The 15,210-nt window shown below is 73.0% G+C and carries 13 protein-coding genes; 9 read left to right on the top strand and 4 right to left on the bottom strand.

What is annotated here, in order from left to right:
* The 4 genes from NQU55_RS22775 to NQU55_RS22760 all read left to right on the top strand — a co-directional run bounded on the left by NQU55_RS22775 (window position 1) and on the right by NQU55_RS22760 (window position 4,956).
* Complete coding sequence (locus NQU55_RS22775; protein WP_168091236.1) at window positions 1-801, top strand: DUF1684 domain-containing protein; 801 nt, start codon at window positions 1-3, stop codon at window positions 799-801.
* Window positions 802-964: 163 nt separating this feature from the next.
* Window positions 965-1,879: a S1 family peptidase gene (locus NQU55_RS22770; protein WP_168091235.1), complete on the top strand. Its 915-nt coding sequence runs from the start codon at window positions 965-967 to the stop codon at window positions 1,877-1,879.
* 171 nt (window positions 1,880-2,050) lie between these two features.
* Entirely contained in the window at window positions 2,051-2,935 is an 885-nt protein-coding gene (locus NQU55_RS22765) for a slipin family protein (RefSeq protein ID WP_168091234.1), read from the top strand.
* Between the two features lie 959 nt (window positions 2,936-3,894).
* Window positions 3,895-4,956, top strand: a complete 1,062-nt coding sequence (locus NQU55_RS22760) for a S1 family peptidase (RefSeq protein ID WP_256791030.1) — start codon at window positions 3,895-3,897, stop codon at window positions 4,954-4,956.
* Between the two features lie 110 nt (window positions 4,957-5,066).
* Here the strand turns inward: NQU55_RS22760 and NQU55_RS22755 are convergent, their stop codons facing one another.
* The gene (locus NQU55_RS22755) at window positions 5,067-5,522 is read right to left on the bottom strand and encodes a subtilase-type protease inhibitor (protein ID WP_168091232.1); all 456 of its coding nucleotides are present in this window, start codon (window positions 5,520-5,522) and stop codon (window positions 5,067-5,069) included.
* Window positions 5,523-5,935: 413 nt separating this feature from the next.
* Between NQU55_RS22755 and NQU55_RS22750 the strand changes: the two genes are divergently transcribed.
* The 4 genes from NQU55_RS22750 (at window position 5,936) to NQU55_RS22735 (ending at window position 11,816) form a co-directional block, all read left to right on the top strand.
* A complete protein-coding gene (locus NQU55_RS22750; RefSeq protein WP_168091231.1) occupies window positions 5,936-6,919 on the top strand; it encodes an ABC transporter permease in 984 nt (327 codons plus the stop codon).
* Window positions 6,920-7,075: 156 nt separating this feature from the next.
* Window positions 7,076-8,860 (top strand): ABC transporter substrate-binding protein, encoded by a 1,785-nt coding sequence (locus NQU55_RS22745; protein ID WP_168091230.1) that lies wholly within the window; start codon window positions 7,076-7,078, stop codon window positions 8,858-8,860.
* 62 nt (window positions 8,861-8,922) lie between these two features.
* Window positions 8,923-9,915 carry an ABC transporter permease gene (locus NQU55_RS22740; RefSeq protein ID WP_168091229.1) on the top strand — a complete coding sequence of 331 codons (993 nt, stop codon included), beginning with the start codon at window positions 8,923-8,925 and terminating at the stop codon, window positions 9,913-9,915.
* The gene (locus NQU55_RS22735; RefSeq protein ID WP_240976125.1) at window positions 9,912-11,816 is read left to right on the top strand and encodes a dipeptide ABC transporter ATP-binding protein; all 1,905 of its coding nucleotides are present in this window, start codon (window positions 9,912-9,914) and stop codon (window positions 11,814-11,816) included. The genes NQU55_RS22740 and NQU55_RS22735 overlap by 4 nt, the downstream gene beginning before the upstream one ends.
* Here the strand turns inward: NQU55_RS22735 and NQU55_RS22730 are convergent.
* Both NQU55_RS22730 and NQU55_RS22725 read right to left on the bottom strand, forming a co-directional pair.
* The gene (locus NQU55_RS22730; protein WP_168091228.1) at window positions 11,796-12,767 is read right to left on the bottom strand and encodes a terpene synthase family protein; all 972 of its coding nucleotides are present in this window, start codon (window positions 12,765-12,767) and stop codon (window positions 11,796-11,798) included. The two genes, NQU55_RS22735 and NQU55_RS22730, sit on opposite strands and share 21 nt — an antisense overlap.
* 156 nt (window positions 12,768-12,923) lie before the next feature.
* A complete protein-coding gene (locus NQU55_RS22725; protein ID WP_206328920.1) occupies window positions 12,924-13,493 on the bottom strand; it encodes a signal peptidase II in 570 nt (189 codons plus the stop codon).
* Window positions 13,494-13,682: 189 nt separating this feature from the next.
* On the opposite strand from NQU55_RS22725, the gene NQU55_RS22720 reads away from it, so the two are divergent.
* Window positions 13,683-14,009 (top strand): cupin domain-containing protein, encoded by a 327-nt coding sequence (locus NQU55_RS22720; RefSeq protein ID WP_168091226.1) that lies wholly within the window; start codon window positions 13,683-13,685, stop codon window positions 14,007-14,009.
* Window positions 14,010-14,073: 64 nt separating this feature from the next.
* On the opposite strand, the gene NQU55_RS22715 is transcribed toward NQU55_RS22720, so the two are convergent.
* Window positions 14,074-15,099, bottom strand: a complete 1,026-nt coding sequence (locus NQU55_RS22715) for a YhgE/Pip domain-containing protein (protein ID WP_168091225.1) — start codon at window positions 15,097-15,099, stop codon at window positions 14,074-14,076.
* Window positions 15,100-15,210 lie beyond the last annotated feature (111 nt).

The following is a 15,210-nucleotide window of genomic DNA, read 5'->3' as shown; positions in this document are numbered from 1 at the left end:
ATGAGCACGGACACGGGCAACGACGCACGGCAGCAGTGGAAGACGTGGCGCGAGGAGCGTACGGAGACGGTCTGCGCGCCGTACGGGCCGCTCTCGCTCACGGGGACCTACTGGCTCGCCGACGCCACCGAGGGGCGATTTCCCGCCATCCCGGGGCACTGGACCGAGGACGGCGACGCCGTACTGCTGACCGCCACGGCCGCCGACGGGCTCACCGTGGACGGCCGGCCGCTGAACGGCGAGGTCCGGCTCGGCGTCGACAAGGGCCCGGCCGCGGCGGCCCGCGTCGACTACGGCGGGCGCAAGATCCTGGTGCTGCGCCGGGAAGGCCTGTGGGCGGTGCGCGTCTTCGACCCCGGCTCGGCCGGGCGGCGGGCGTTCACCGCGATCGACGCCTTCGAGTACGACGAGGACTGGGTGCTGCCGGGGGTCTTCCGCCCGTACGACGGCAGCCGCAGGGTGCAGGTGGAGAACGCGGACGGGCGGGAGCGGGGACTCGGCCTGGACGGGGAACTGACCTTCACCGCCGCCGGTTCCGCGTTCGCGCTGCAGGTCGCCGTCGAAGTGGACGGCACGCTGTGGGCGGTGTTCGCCGACGGCACGAGCGGGGACACGAGCTACCGCTTCCGGTTCCTGCGGACGCCCGCGCCCGGCGTCGACGGGCGGGTGGCGGTCGACTTCAACCACGCCCTCCTGCCGCCCTGCGCCTTCGCCGACCACTTCATCTGCCCCTTCCCGCCGCCGGGGAACACCCTGCCGATCGCGGTCCCGGCGGGGGAGCGCCGCGTGCTGGTGGGCTAGCGCGGGCGCCGGACACGGGTGCGCGCCGTCCGAAAGATGCTCTTGCGGCGGTCGGCGCGTGGCCCGAATACTCCCGAACAGTGCTTGTCAGGGGCACGACGAAAGTGGAATCCCGCGTGCCCGTTCCGGCTGCACCTCACCGACCCCACTCGGGAGGAAGAACGTGAGCATCAAGCGCACCACCCCCCGCACCGCGACCCGCATCGCCCTCGCCTCCGCCCTCGCCGCCGCGGCCGCCCTCGCCGGTACCGCCGCCCACGCCGAGAGCAACGGTCCATCGGCTCCCGTCAGACACTCCGCCGCCCAGCTGTCCGCCGCGAGCACCGCCGTGCAGGCCGCGGACGTCGCCGGCACCGCCTGGGCCGTCGACCAGGAATCCGGCACGCTCGTCGTCACCGCCGACTCGACCGTCTCCGCCGCCGCCCTCGCCAGGATCAAGCAGAAGGCCGGCAACGCGGTGGAGGCCATACGCATCGAGCGCACCCCCGGCACCCTCCGCCCCTTCCTCGCCGGCGGCGACGCGATCTACGCCCCGAGCTGGCGCTGCTCGCTCGGCTTCAACGTGCGCAAGGGCAACACCGCCTACTTCCTCACCGCGGGGCACTGCACCGAGGGCAAGCCGCCCTACTACAGCAACTCCGGGCACACCACGAGCATCGGCCCCACCACGGGCACCAGCTTCCCCGGCAACGACTACGGCATCGTGCAGTACACCAACGGCTCCCTCCCGCACCCCAGCGAGGTCAGCCTCTACAACGGCCGCACCCAGCGGATCACCGCCGCCGGCAACGCGACCGTCGGCCAGTCCGTGCAGCGCAGCGGCTCCACCACCGGCCTGCACGGCGGCAAGGTCACCGGCCTCAACGCCACCGTCAACTACGGCAACGGCCAGGTCGTCCGCGGCCTCATCAAGACGAACGTCTGCGCCGAGCCCGGCGACAGCGGCGGCGCCCTCTTCGCCGGCTCCACCGCCCTCGGCCTCACCTCCGGCGGCAGCGGCAACTGCAGCTCCGGCGGGACGACCTACTTCCAGCCCGTCGGCCCGGCGCTCAAGGCGTACGGGGTGACGATCGGCTGAGCGCCCGGTCCCCGGTCCCGCGTCCACCGGCCCGAGGGCCCCGGCGGCAGCACACTCGAAGGTCCCCAGCACAAGAGCCCCCGGTCCGCACCTCGGCCGGGGGCTCGACCCTGTGCCCGATACGGGCATACCGTGGACATAACGCCTGAGATGTACGGCAGGGGGCCTCCCATGGTCGAGGATCTGGTGGTGGCAGCGGTGGCCGCGGCGTCCGCCGCGGCGGTGTACGTCGCGACGGCGGCCCGCGTGGTCAAGCAGTACGAACGCGGCGTGGTGCTGCGGCTCGGGCGGCTCCTGCCCGAGATCCGTCCCCCGGGGTTCACCATGATCGTCCCGGTCGTCGACCGGCTGCGCAAAGTGAACATGCAGATCGTCACGATGCCGGTGCCCGCCCAGGAGGGCATCACCCGCGACAACGTCACCGTCCGCGTGGACGCCGTCGTCTACTTCAAGGTCGTGGACCCGGCCGAGGCGGTCATCGCCGTGGAGGACTACCGCTTCGCGGTGTCCCAGATGTCCCAGACGTCACTGCGCTCGATCATCGGCAAGAGCGACCTCGACGACCTCCTCTCCAACCGGGAGAAGCTCAACCAGGGCCTGGAGCTCATGCTCGACAGCCCCGCCATCGGGTGGGGCGTGCAGATCGACCGCGTCGAGATCAAGGACGTCTCGCTGCCGGAGACGATGAAGCGGTCCATGTCCCGGCAGGCGGAGGCCGAGCGCGAGCGGCGGGCCCGGGTGATCAACGCGGACGCGGAGCTGCTGGCGTCGAAGAAGCTCGCCGAGGCGGCGGCCACGATGGCCGACCAGCCGTCGGCGCTGCAGCTGCGGCTGCTGCAGACGGTGGTGGCGGTGGCGGCGGAGAAGAACTCCACGCTGGTCCTGCCGTTCCCGGTGGAACTCCTCCGCTTCCTGGAACGCTCGGCCCAGCAGGGCCTCGTCCCCCCGGACAAGCCCCTGGCGGCGAAGCCGCCGCCGGCTCCGGAGACGGCGGTGGAGCCCCCGCCGTCGCCTCCTCCTCCGGAGGAACTGCCTCCGGGGACGCCGGGCCCCTGACGCTCCGGCACCAGGCCGGGACCTGCCGGTAGCCCGGCTTTTCCTCCGCCGCGGTGACCAGCTCCGACGGCGCAGCCAGGCGGTGCCGGCCGGCTCGGCACCGCCGGAACGGCTTGTGGGGCGTCTCGCCGTTGCGGCGGTGGTGAAGGGGCCGGCGTGGAGCGGGTGGATGCCGGGGGCTCGGCGTGTTGTGCCCGCCGGTGCGGTGATCAGCCTCGATGGTGTAGTCGGGCGGTGCTGGTCGGCTCGGCACCGCCGGAATGGATCGTGGGGGTGTCTCGCCGTTGCGGCGGTGGTGAAGGGGCCGGCGTGGAGCGGGTGGATGCCGGGGGCTCGGCACGTTGTGCCCGCTGGCGCGGTGATCAGCCTCGGTGGCGTAGTCCGGCGGTGCCGGTCGGCTGGGCGCTGCCGGAAGGGCTTGTGGGGTGTCTCGCCGTTGCGGCGGTGGTGAACGGCCGGCGCGGAGCCGGTGAGTCCCGGGGCTCGGCATGGTGTGCCCGCCGCCGCGGTGATCAGTCGGCACCGCCGGGCTGCGCCGTTCGGCGTTCCGTCGTTGTGGCGGGGTGAAGGGGGGCGCGGGCCGTGATTCCGGGGGCATGGCCTCCGGGGGGTCGCCGTGGGCGACCCGGACGGCGTAGTGCCGTGGGGCCGATGGGGTCATAGGGTCCCCCGGTGGGCTAAGGCGGCGGCGCCGGATTCCGGAGGGGCGCGCCGCGCAACTCCCCCCGCTCCCGCGCGGATCCCGTGCCGGGGCGCGCAAAGCGACACGCGCGCAGGAGGAGTCCGCCTTGTGCGCGCCCTCCCCGGTTCCGGGATACTCGATTGGTCGACTTGGCATGGACGCGCCCTCTGTAAAGCCGGAGGCGACCCATGTCGTACCCCCTCCGGGCCCGCGGTGATCCCGTGGCGGCGCCCAACCCCCCACTGGAGGTGCCGAGTTGAAGCGTAGATGGATCTCCGTGCGCGCTGCCCTGGCGGCCGCGGCCACGGCCGCCCTCGCGGCCGTGACCCTCAGCCCCCAGCAGGCCGGCGCCTCGCCCGCCCCGCCCCCCGCGCTCTCCGCCTCCGACGCCGCGGCCGTCGCCCGGACCCTCCCGGCAGGGCCGGAGGGCGCCACTGCAGGTTCGTACTATGACTCCACCCTCGGCAGGCTCATCGTCAACATCACCGACGGGAAGGTCGCCGGCCTGGTCCGCGCGGCGGGCGGGGAGCCCCGCGCCGTCCGCAACACCCGGGCCGAGCTCGACTCCGCGAAGGCCGCGCTGGACGCGGGCGAGGCGATTCCCGGCACCACCTGGGGGACGGACCCGACCCTCAACCGGGTCGTCGTGACCGCCGACCCCACGGTCACGGGCGCGAAGCTGGCGCGGCTCAGGAAGTCGGTCGGCTCCCTCGGGGACGCCGTGCTGGTGAAGAGGACGTCCGCGAAGCTCACCCGTTACATCGCGGGCGGCGACGCGATCTTCGGCTCCACCCACCGCTGCTCCCTGGGCTTCAACGTCAAGCGGGCCGGCGGCACGGACGGCTTCGTGACGGCCGGGCACTGCGGCAAGGCCGAGAGCACCTGGCGCGCCACCAACGGCGGCCCGCAGATCGCGACGACCGAGAACGCGGTCTTCCCCGGCCACGACTACGCCCTCGCGGCGTACCCCGCCACCGGCGCCGTCGCCCACCCGAGCGCCGTGAACCTCTACAACGGCTCGTCGCAGACCGTCACCGCCGTCCGCGACGCGGTCGTCAACGAGAAAGTCCGGCGCAGCGGCTCCACGACCGGGGTGAAGGAGGGCACCGTCAAGCGCCTCGGCGTGACCGTCAACTACCCGGAGGGCCAGGTCACCGGTCTGACCGAGACCACCGCCTGCGCCGAGCCCGGCGACAGCGGCGGCTCCTACTTCTCCGGCAGCGACGCCCTGGGGATCCTCTCCGGCGGCAGCGGCGACTGCACGAGCGGCGGAATGACGTACTTCCAGCCCCTGGCCCCGGTCCTCACGGCGTATCACGCGACCCTCGGCGGCTCCTGAACGGCGACGGAGGACGACGAAGGACGACGGAGGACGACGGAGAGCGGCCCCCGGACACACCTCCACGGTGTCCGGGGGCCGCCTCGCGTTCAGCCGCTCTGCGGGGGGTTTCAGAACTCGAAGAGCGCGCCCTTGCCCGCCTTCGCCTCGCACGGGTTCGCGAAGGTGCGCTCGAAGCGGATCCGCTTGCCCTCCCACACGCCGTCGGCGGTGACGACGCTGGGGTTCCACTCCCTGGTGCAGGCCGTACCGGACTTGATGGTGGTGATCTTCTCGAGGTCACCGCCGGCCGCGCGCAGCGCTGCGCACGCGCCCTTCGCGTCCGGGTGCGAGCCCGTCGCCTTGGGGAAGCAGGTCAGTGTGACCGCGCGGTCGACCGAGGCCTCGGTGGAGTTCGCACCGTGACCGACGGTCAGGACCAGGGCGGAGGAGGCGTACAGACTCTGCGTCTGTGCTGCGGGGACAGGTGCGGGTGCGGCGCTCGCGGTCGTCGTTCCGGCGGCCAGGAGGCCGCCGCCCAGTGCGAGCGCGGCGCCCATCGCGATGCCCCCAGTGATGTACCGCATTCCGAACACTCCCTTGCTCGTGGCTGCAGATAACGGACGGAAGTCTTGCCCAAGTTGGGCATGAACGCACATTGGTCGAACACTTTCAGTCTCTGGTTGAAAGCACTCGGTAGTGGCCGGAACTCGCGTGAGGCACGTCTCATACGAGACGCGAGGGAAGTGGTCCGGCTTTCACGCATGACCGATTCACGACAATTGAGGGCATTTAATGTTACAGGGATATTGACCAGCAAAGATTCCTTGTAATCATTGTTGAATTATCAAAACTACCTTCAAAAAGATGGTTTGCGGCCCCCTGATTCTTTGGATCTAATGATCCGCAACCCGGGGCGGGAGACCCCCGCAGACCGGCTGAAAAGAGGCCCGCCGGGTGACCAACCGGCGGCCGGAGCGATTCAGGAGCGCGGCAGCAAATGGCCGAAGTGCACTCAGGAGAACCCTCGGGGGGACCCCTCGAAGCGCCCTCCCGCGGGCCCCTCGCGACCGCCTGTCGCGCCTTCCGGCGCGACCGCACGGGCATGGCCGCCCTCGCCGTCGTGCTGTTCTGCGCCCTGCTCGCGGCGGCCGCGCCCCTGGTCACAGCCCTGTACGGGAAGAATCCCACCGAGCACTACGGCCAGCACGGCGCCGGTCTGCTCAGCGCCGAGGGTCTTCCGGTCCTGCCCAACGGAGGCATCTCCGCCGACCACTGGTTCGGCATCGAACCCGGCCTCGGCCGCGACGTGCTCGCCCAGCTGCTGTACGGCATGCGCACCTCGCTGCTGGTCGCCTTCGCCTCCGTAGCGGTGATCGCCGTGGCGGGCGTCGTCCTCGGAGTGACCGTCGGCTATCTCAGCGGTCTCGCCGACCGGGCCTTCACTTTCGTATGCAATGTGCTGCTCGGTTTTCCGACACTTCTGCTTCTCCTCGCGCTCAGCCCGGTCATCCGGACCCGCTTCGTCGGCCCCGGGGAGAACGAGCCCGTCTGGATGCAGTTCACCTCCCTCATCCTGGTGTTCTCGGCCTTCGGCTGGGTGCCGCTCGCGATGGTCCTGCGCACTTCCGTACGGGCCCTGCGCGAGCGGGAGTTCGTCGAGGCGGCGCGGGCCGTCGGGGCGAGCCGCCGGCACATCGTGCTGCGCGAGCTGCTGCCCAACGTCTGGGCGCCCGTGCTCGTGCACGTCACGCTCGCCGTCCCCGGCATCGTCACCGCCGAGGCCGCGCTGTCCTTCCTCGGCGTCGGCATCGACGAGCCGGTCCCCGACTGGGGCCGCATGATCTCCCGCGGCTCCGAGGTCTTCTACGACGACCCGACCTACATGCTCTTCCCGGGCGTGGCGATCCTCGTCTTCGTCCTCGCGTTCAACCTCCTCGGCGACGCCGTACGGGACGCGCTCGATCCTCGGATCGCGCGCTGAGGCTTCCGCCGGGAGCTTTGCCGGCTGCGGGTCGTCCGTGGCCGGTCGCGCCCGCGCGGCGGAGCCGCAGATCGACACCGCCCCGCGCCCCTGACGGGGCGTTGCCCCTGACGGGGCGCACCGCACTCCTTTTCCTTCCTCAATCCGGAGTTCACCATGGTCCGAATCAGTCCGCGCATCGCAGTCGTCCCGGCGCTCGTCACTGCCGCCGCCATGCTGATGTGCTCCTGCTCGGCCGGGGCGGGCAAGGACGCAGAGGGGGGCAAGGCCGGCGGCGCCACGGCCGCCAAGAGCGGTCAGCGGCTCACTGCCACCCTCGGCACCGCCAAGGACAGCCAGGGCCCGGCGCCGGCCGTCGAGGGGGCCCGGACCGGCGGCACCGTCCGCATCGCCAACGCCAACGACTACGGCCACCTCGACCCGCAGAAGATCTACGCGGGCGAGTCGTACAGCACGTCCCTGCTGTGGGGCCGGCAGCTGACCCAGTACCAGGTCGTGAACGGCAAGCCCAAGCTCGTCGGCGACCTCGCCACCGACACCGGGCGGTCCTCCGACGGCGGCCGCACCTGGACGTACACGCTCAAGGACGGCATCGCCTGGGAGGACGGCGAGCCCATCACCTCCGAGCACGTGAAGTACGGCATCGAGCGCACCTTCGCCCCCGGCTTCGAACTCGGCCCCACCTACTGGCCCGAGTGGCTCACCGGCTCCGAGGACCGCACCGCCGCCGTCGAGAAGTACGCCGGCCCCGAGCACGGCGACCTCGACGCCATCGAGACCCCCGACGCCAAGACGATCGTCTTCCGCTTCCCGCAGCCGCAGTCCGACGTGCCCTACATGGCCGCCCAGTCCTCCTCGTCCCCCGTCCGCAAGGACAAGGACACCGGCACCGGCTACGACACCCGGCCCTTCGCCACCGGCCCCTACCGGATCGCCGAGCACAAGCAGAACCAGAGCCTGACCCTGGAGCGCAACCCGCACTGGAAGCCGGAGACCGACCCCATCCGCCACCAGTACGCCGACCGCTTCGAGTTCACCTTCGGCAAGAAGATCCTCAACACCGCGCAGGAGGTCCTCAACGGGCGCGGCGCGGGAGCGGACACGCTCTCCACCAAGAGCGAGGTGCCGCCGGAGCTCTACGCCGAGGCCCGGCGCGACGCGCAGAAGAAGGACCTCCTCGTCGCCGGCAGCCAGGGCGCCTACACCAGCGACCTCTACATCAAGAACAGCCGCGTCACCGACCCCGAGGTCCGCAAGGCCATCCACTACCTCTTCCCGCGCGAGCAGGCCCGCCAGGTCCTCGGCGGCCCCCGCCTCGGCGACTTCGCCACCACGCTCTCCTCGCCCGCCGTCGTCGGCTGGAAGAAGTACGACCTCTACCCCGTCGCGCCCGCCGGGGACATCGAGAAGGCCAAGGAGCACCTGGCCCGGGCGAAGACCAAGGTGGACACGCTCACCTACGCGTACGAGAGCGACGCCCCCGAGAAGGACCGGCTCGCCCAGGTCCTCGTCGAGGCCTTCGCCAAGGCGGGCATCAAGCTCGTCACCAAGCCGCTGGAGAAGGCCGCCTTCACCAACGAGGTCTTCCGCGGACCGGCCCCCTACGACCTGTGGCTGTCCACCAACTCGGTCGACTGGCCCACCCCGTCCACGCTGCTGCCCGACAGCTACCACAGCAAGCTCGACGCCCTCGCCAACTCCATCCGCTACAGCAACCCCGAGGTCGACAAGGAGCTGGAGCGCATCGCGACCATCGGCGAGGCGCAGCAGAAGGCCGACGCCCTCATCGCCCTCGAACAGACCGTCATGAAGGACGTCCCGGTCGTGCCGTTCCTCTACACCAGCGTCACCCAGTTCCGCGGGAAGAACGTCGGCGGCGCCGCCATCCACCCGATCTACGGCTCCATCGCGGCGGCCGACCTGTACCTGAAGAAGTCCTGACCCGGAAGCCCTCACCCGGAAGCCCCTGACCGGAAGCCACGACCGGAAGCCCTGACCCCGACATGACCGGCTACCTCCTGCGCCGGGCCCTGCAGGCCGCGGCGGTGCTCCTCGCGATCACCGCCGCCGCCTTCGGGCTCTTCTACGCCGCCCCCTCCGACCCCGCGCTCATCGCCTGCGGCCCCAAGTGCGACACCGCACAGGTCGAGGCCGTCCGCCACAGCATGGGCCTGGACCAGCCCCTGGCCGCCCAGTACCTCGACTACCTGCGCGGCCTCGTCGCCGGCCGCACCATCAGCGACGTCGACGGCAGCGCCATCGACTGCGCCGCGCCCTGCCTCGGCTACTCCTACACCCTCCACCAGCCGGTCCTCGACGCCATCGGCGACCGCTTCCCCGTGACGCTGTCGCTCGCGGGCGGCGCGCTCGTGGTGATCGTCGTCCTCGGCATCGGCGCCGGCTTCACCGCCGCGCTGCGCCGGGGCACCGCCACCGACCGGCTGCTGTCCGCCTTCACCCTGGTCGGCGCGAGCGTGCAGATCTACTTCCTCGGCTACGCCCTGCAATACCTGCTGGTCTACTCGACCGATCTGATGCCGCTGCCCGGCTACGTCCCCCTCGCCGAGGGCCCCGCCGCGTGGGCGGCCGGGCTGCTCCTGCCCTGGCTCGTCCTCGGCTTCGTCAACGCCGCCGTCTTCGCCCGCCTCGCGCGCTCCCAGACGCTGGAGACGATGCACGAGGGGTACGTGCGGACGGCCCGCGGCAAGGGGCTCACCACGCTGCGGGCGCACGGCAAGTACACGGCGCGCGGCGCCGCCGGGCCCCTCGTCCAGCTGCTCGGGCTGGAGGCCGGGGCGCTCTTCGGCGGCGCGTTCATCACCGAGACGGTCTTCGGGCTCGGCGGCGTCGGCAAGCTCGCCGTCGACTCCGTCGTCCAGAACGACCTGCCGACGGTGGTCGGCACGGTGCTGCTCGCCGCCTTCTTCGTCGTGGTGTTCGTGGCCCTCGCCGACCTGGTGGTGGCCTGGCTCGACCCGAGGGTGAGGCTCGCATGACCCCGGCCCTGTCCGTACGTGACCTGACGGTCTCCTTCAAGGGGCGCGGCGGTACGGAGACCACGGCCGTCGACGGCCTCTCCTTCGACCTGGAACGCGGTGAAGTCCTGGGGCTGGTGGGGGAGTCCGGCTCGGGCAAGTCCACGGTGGGGCTCGCGGCGATGGGGCTCCACGACCCGGCCCGTACGCGGGTGAGCGGCAGCGTGCTGGTCGGCGGCACGGAGGTCGTCGGCGCGCCCGAGTCCGCGGTGCGGGCGCTGCGCGGCGCGCGGATCGCCATGGTCTTCCAGGACGCGCTCGCCGCGCTCTCGCCCTTCCACACGGTCGGCGCGCAGCTGGCGGAGGCGTACCGCGTGCACGCCCCGGCGGGCGCCGGGCGGCGGGCCGACGCGAAGGAGAAGGCCCTCGCCGGGCTGGAGCGCGTCGGCATCCCGGCCGCCCGCGCCCGCGACTACCCGCACCAGTTCTCGGGCGGCATGCGGCAGCGCGTGATGATCGCCATGGCGCTGGTCAACAGCCCCGACGTGCTCATCGCCGACGAGCCCACGACGGCGCTGGACGCGCGCGTCCAGCGGCAGGTCCTCGGCCTCCTGGCGGAACTGCAGGAGGAGAGCGGCACGGCGGTGCTGCTCGTCACCCACGACGTGGGGGTGGTGGCGCAGACGTGCGACCGCATGCTCGTGATGCGGGGCGGGCGGGGCCTGGAGGAGGGCCCCACCCGCAAACTCCTGAACGACGCGGCACACCCGTACACGAGAGCGCTGACCGGCGCGGCCCCGACGCTGAACACGGTGCCGGGAACGCGCCTGCCGACGGTCGACGACCCGGCTCCGGCCGGCGCGGCGGTGCCCACCACGGCGACGGGTCGCCCGACACCGGCATCCGGCGGCACCGAACCGGTCTCGGCTGTTGCCGGGAAGGGAGCGGCGCGTTCTGTTGGCGCAGACGCCGGGCAAGGACCCTCCGCCGCGACGGCGAGTCGCTCCGCGGTGGAATCCGGCGGTGCCGGGCCGGCCTCGGCGACTGCGGGGACGGGGCCGGCCGGGCACCGCCGGGCAGCCGGGCGGGGGGCGAGCGCCGTTGCGGCGGAAGGAAGCGCCCTTGGCGAGGCGGGAACCGCCGGGCCCCTCGCCGAAGTCGTCGATCTCCGGGTGGAGTTCGGCGGGCGCCGGGGCCTCCGGAAGGGACGTGGCGCCGTCCACGCCGTGCGCGGCGTCAGCCTGCGCATCGGCGCGGGCGAGACACTCGGCCTCGTGGGCGAGTCCGGGTCCGGGAAGTCGACCACGGCGAGGGTCCTCGCGGGGCTGCAGCGCCCCACGTCGGGGGACGTGCGGTTCGACGGCCGGGACATCTCCCGGGCCGCGGCCGACACCCGCCTGCGCCGCGAACTCAGCCGCGACGTACAGCTGGTCTTCCAGGACCCGTACGCGTCGCTCAACCCGCGCCGTACCGTCGAGGAGATCGTCACCACGCCGCTGCGCGTGCACACCGCCCTCGGCAGGGAGGAACGCCGCGCCCGGGCCGCCGGGCTGCTGGAGCAGGTGGGGCTGCGGGCCGCCCACCTCGGCCGCTACCCGCACGAGTTCTCCGGCGGCCAGCGCCAGCGCATCGGCATCGCCCGCGCCCTGGCCCTCCGCCCCCGCCTGGTCATCGCGGACGAGCCGGTGTCGGCGCTGGACGTCTCGGTGCAGGCGCAGGTGCTCAACCTCCTGATGGACCTCCGCGACGAGCTGGGCCTGTCCCTCCTCTTCGTCTCGCACGACCTCGCCGTCGTCCGGCACTTCTGCGACCGGGTGGCGGTGATGCGGGCCGGGACCGTGGTGGAGAGCGGGCCGCGGGACGAAGTGTTCGGCGATCCGAAGGCCCCCTACACGCGCGAGCTACTCGCGGCCACGATGTAGGGCGGTGCCCGCGCCGCCGCTCGTGGAGGGGACGGGCGGCGGCGCGGGACGCCGTGGACGCAGCAGGTCCACGGGGACGCCGGTGACGTCGTCGGCGAGGAGGAGGGACCGGTGCCCGCCGGGTTCGGGGGCGGCCACCCCGGCCGGGCCGCCGTGCAGGGCCCACGCCAGCCGGCCGTCCGCCCAGAGCGTGAGGGCGTGGGCGTAGGCGGACACCGCCGGGAGCGCGACAGGAGGGAGCCCGGCCCGGGCCGCCTCGGCCGCGAAGCGGTGGAGCGCATCCCGCAGGGCGTCCCGGAGCGCACCGGTTTCCACTCCCGGTCCCGCTGCGTCGCACGCCAGGACCGCGGTGGCGGCACCGGACACGGCCCGGAACGACGCCAGCTCGCGTGCGGGCGGCGGGAGTTCGTACCCGCAGACGTATTCGACGAGGTCGAGCGCGGACCCCGCGGCGAGGGCGTCCCAGGGCCGCCGGTCGGCGAGTTCGCGGAAGCGGGCCGCGAAGCGCTCGCGCCATGCGGGCGACATCGCCGGGCCCGTCATCCGCCACACGTCGGCGAGGGCCCTCTGCAGGGCCGTCCGGGCCGGCGGGGTGGGCCCGCCGTCCGTGGGCAGGAAGTCGGGCAGCGCGCCGAACCCGAACGCGTACTCCTCCCCGCGGGGATGGCGGCACCGGTCGTCCAGGACGTGGAACCAGACGATCCAGGCCGCGGTCCGCTGCAGCCGCGGGCACGTGGCCTGCGGGGCCACCCGCGCCGCGAGGTCGGCGCAGCGCGCCCGGCGGAAGCGCCGCTGCGCGGAGAAGGACTGGATGAGCCCGGTGCGCCGCACCCACCGGTCGGTGAACGCGGCGGCTTCGCCGATGTGCGGGCTGACCCGCGCGGGTCCGGGGCCGGGTTCGGACTCGGGGAGATCGGTGACCGGCGGCCGGTAACTGGGCACGAGGGACACGACGTTCCTCAAGGACGAGGGATGGGGAGTCACAGCGTCCACCCCCGCACCGCACCGGATCCATGGCCCGGCCCCGGTTCGCCAGCGGCTCATCAGTGCGCGGCCGGGCGCGCGGCGAACCGTGCGCGCCGGGCGGCGACCGGCGGGGCGGGAGGGTCAGGCGGTTCCGGCGCGCTCGCGGCCGGTTTCCCTGCCCGTGCCGTCCAGCTCCCAGCCGAGGAAGGAGTAGACCACGATCAGGACGGCCCCGCAGAAGATCGCCCAGTCGGCGAGGTTCATCACGCTGAAGCCGCTGACGGAGATGAAGTCGACGACCTCGCCCTCGAAGCCGCCGGGCGAACGGAAGAGACGGTCCGTCAGATTGCCGAGCGCACCGCCCAGCAGCAGCCCCAGGGCGATGGCCCACGGGGCGCTGTAGAGCTTGCGCGACAGGCGGACGATCACCACGGCGACGGTCGTGGCGACGACCGTGAGCGCGATGGTCATCGCCGAGGCGATGCCGAACGCCCCGCCGGGGTTGCGCATCACCTGCAGCTCCAGCCAGCTGCCGATCAGCCGGACGGGAGCCCGGTTCTCCAGCCCGGCGACCACGGCCAGCTTGCTGCCCAGGTCGAGCGCGTAGGCGGCACCCGTCACCGCCAGGAGCAGGGGTATCCGCCGGCGGGCCGCAACGCCCTCGCCCCGGCCTTCACTGGGCACGCCCGTGGCCCGACCCGGATCCGTCAAGTTCACTCACCTCGAAGCAGTCTGTCGTCCGGTCGTATCCCGGCTCACCGTTCCGAACCGAACCCGCGTACGGGACCGGTGTCGTTCACCTCAGCCTACGGACCGCCCCGGCCCCGTCCGAGCCCCGGCCCGGCATCCTTTACCGATCGGTCGACCAACCGGCGCCGCGGCCCGCCTAGCCTCTTCGACGTGACGACGATCAACGTGAACGACACCGCCGCGGCCCTGCAGCGGGAGTGGAACTCCCTCGTGCTGGGGCACGTCGGCCCGGCCTGCATCAAGGTGCTGCGCATGAACGAACTGCCCGTGGAGGAGGAGACCCACGACGCCCCGGAGGCCCTGCTCGTCCTCGAAGGGAGGCTCGAACTCGACGTCGCGGGCGAGCCGGTGCCCGTCGAGGCGGGCGGACTCTACGTGATCCCCGCGGGAACACCGCACGCCGTCCGCCCGGGCAGCCACGGCACACTCGTCATCGTCGAGCTCGACGACCTCGCCGGGCCGGGGTCCCGTCAGTAGCCCCGGCGCCCCCGGCCTGGTCGGGGCGTGCCCCCGGCTTCCTCAGGGCGTGCCCGTGGGTTCGTCAGGGCGTGCCCGTGGGTTCGTCCCTCTCCCGCCTCCGTGCCCCCGCGCACACCATCGTCACCACCACCCCCGCCACCGCCCACGCCGACAGGACCAGCAGCGGGCCCGTCAGGCCGTTGCCGTTGAAGTAGGCGAGGGAGCGGGCGGACCAGGTGCCGGCGCCCGGGGGGAGGGCCGGGCCGATGGTGTTCCAGAACGGGGGGAGCAGGGGGTAGGGGTAGGCGCCGCCGGCGCTCGGGTTGCCCAGGACCACCACGATCGCGATGGCCAGGCCGATGCCGACGATTCCCGCGAGACCTTGCAGGGCGAGCGTCGTCGCGCCGACGGCGAAGACCACCAGCGTGCCCAGGCCCCACAGTCCGAGGATGCCGCCGGGCAGCGCGTCGAGGACCGGGCCCGCGATGACGGTCCCGAGCAGGCCGGCGGCCGCCGCGTAGAGGGCGAGGGCGCCGAGCCGGATGACGGCCCGGTGCGGGTTGGCGGGCCGGGCGCCCGCGCTGATGGCGAGGATCGCGGCGCACAGGTAGCCGCCCACGCACCAGCCGATCACCAGGTAGAACGAGGTCAGGCCGCGGGCGTCGCCGGCCGCGGCGGGTGCGACGTCCCTGACCCGTACGGTGCGGCCTTCCGCGGCCTCGGCCCGGGTGATCACCGCCTCGGTGGCCTGGGCGAGGGAGGCGCCCGCGCCGCCGGCGACGAGGAGCGTGTCGATGGTGCCGCGCGGGTCGACGACGAGCGCGGCGTCGAGGTCGCGCTCGCGGATCTCCGCGACGGCCGCCGCCTCGCCGCCGTCCACCGTGTGCACGTCCAGGGGCCGCCCGGGCAGCCTGTCGAGCCGTTCCTCCAGCTGCCCGCCGATCGCCCGGGGGGCGACGAGACCCAGGGAGACCTCTCTGGGCCGCGGGTCGTGGAAGGCGCCGACGTAGGAGGCGATGAAGGCGAGCTGGAGCACCAGGGCGCCGATCACCAGGACCGCGGCCCGGGCGGTCACCGCGCTGCGCAGTTCCTGGGCGAATGAGGGCATGCCCCGAGCCTGCGGGGTGCGGCGGGCCTGCGCAGGCGGTGCGGGCTGTCCGGGTGACCGCCCGCGCTTGCCCGGGGGGCCGACCCGCACACGCGTTCGTACGAATGTTCG

This window comes from Streptomyces telluris, assembly GCF_024519335.1.
In the GTDB taxonomy this organism is placed as follows: domain Bacteria; phylum Actinomycetota; class Actinomycetes; order Streptomycetales; family Streptomycetaceae; genus Streptomyces; species Streptomyces telluris.
Note: the sequence above shows the minus strand (reverse complement) of the source record. Positions and strands in the feature narration are given on the sequence as shown.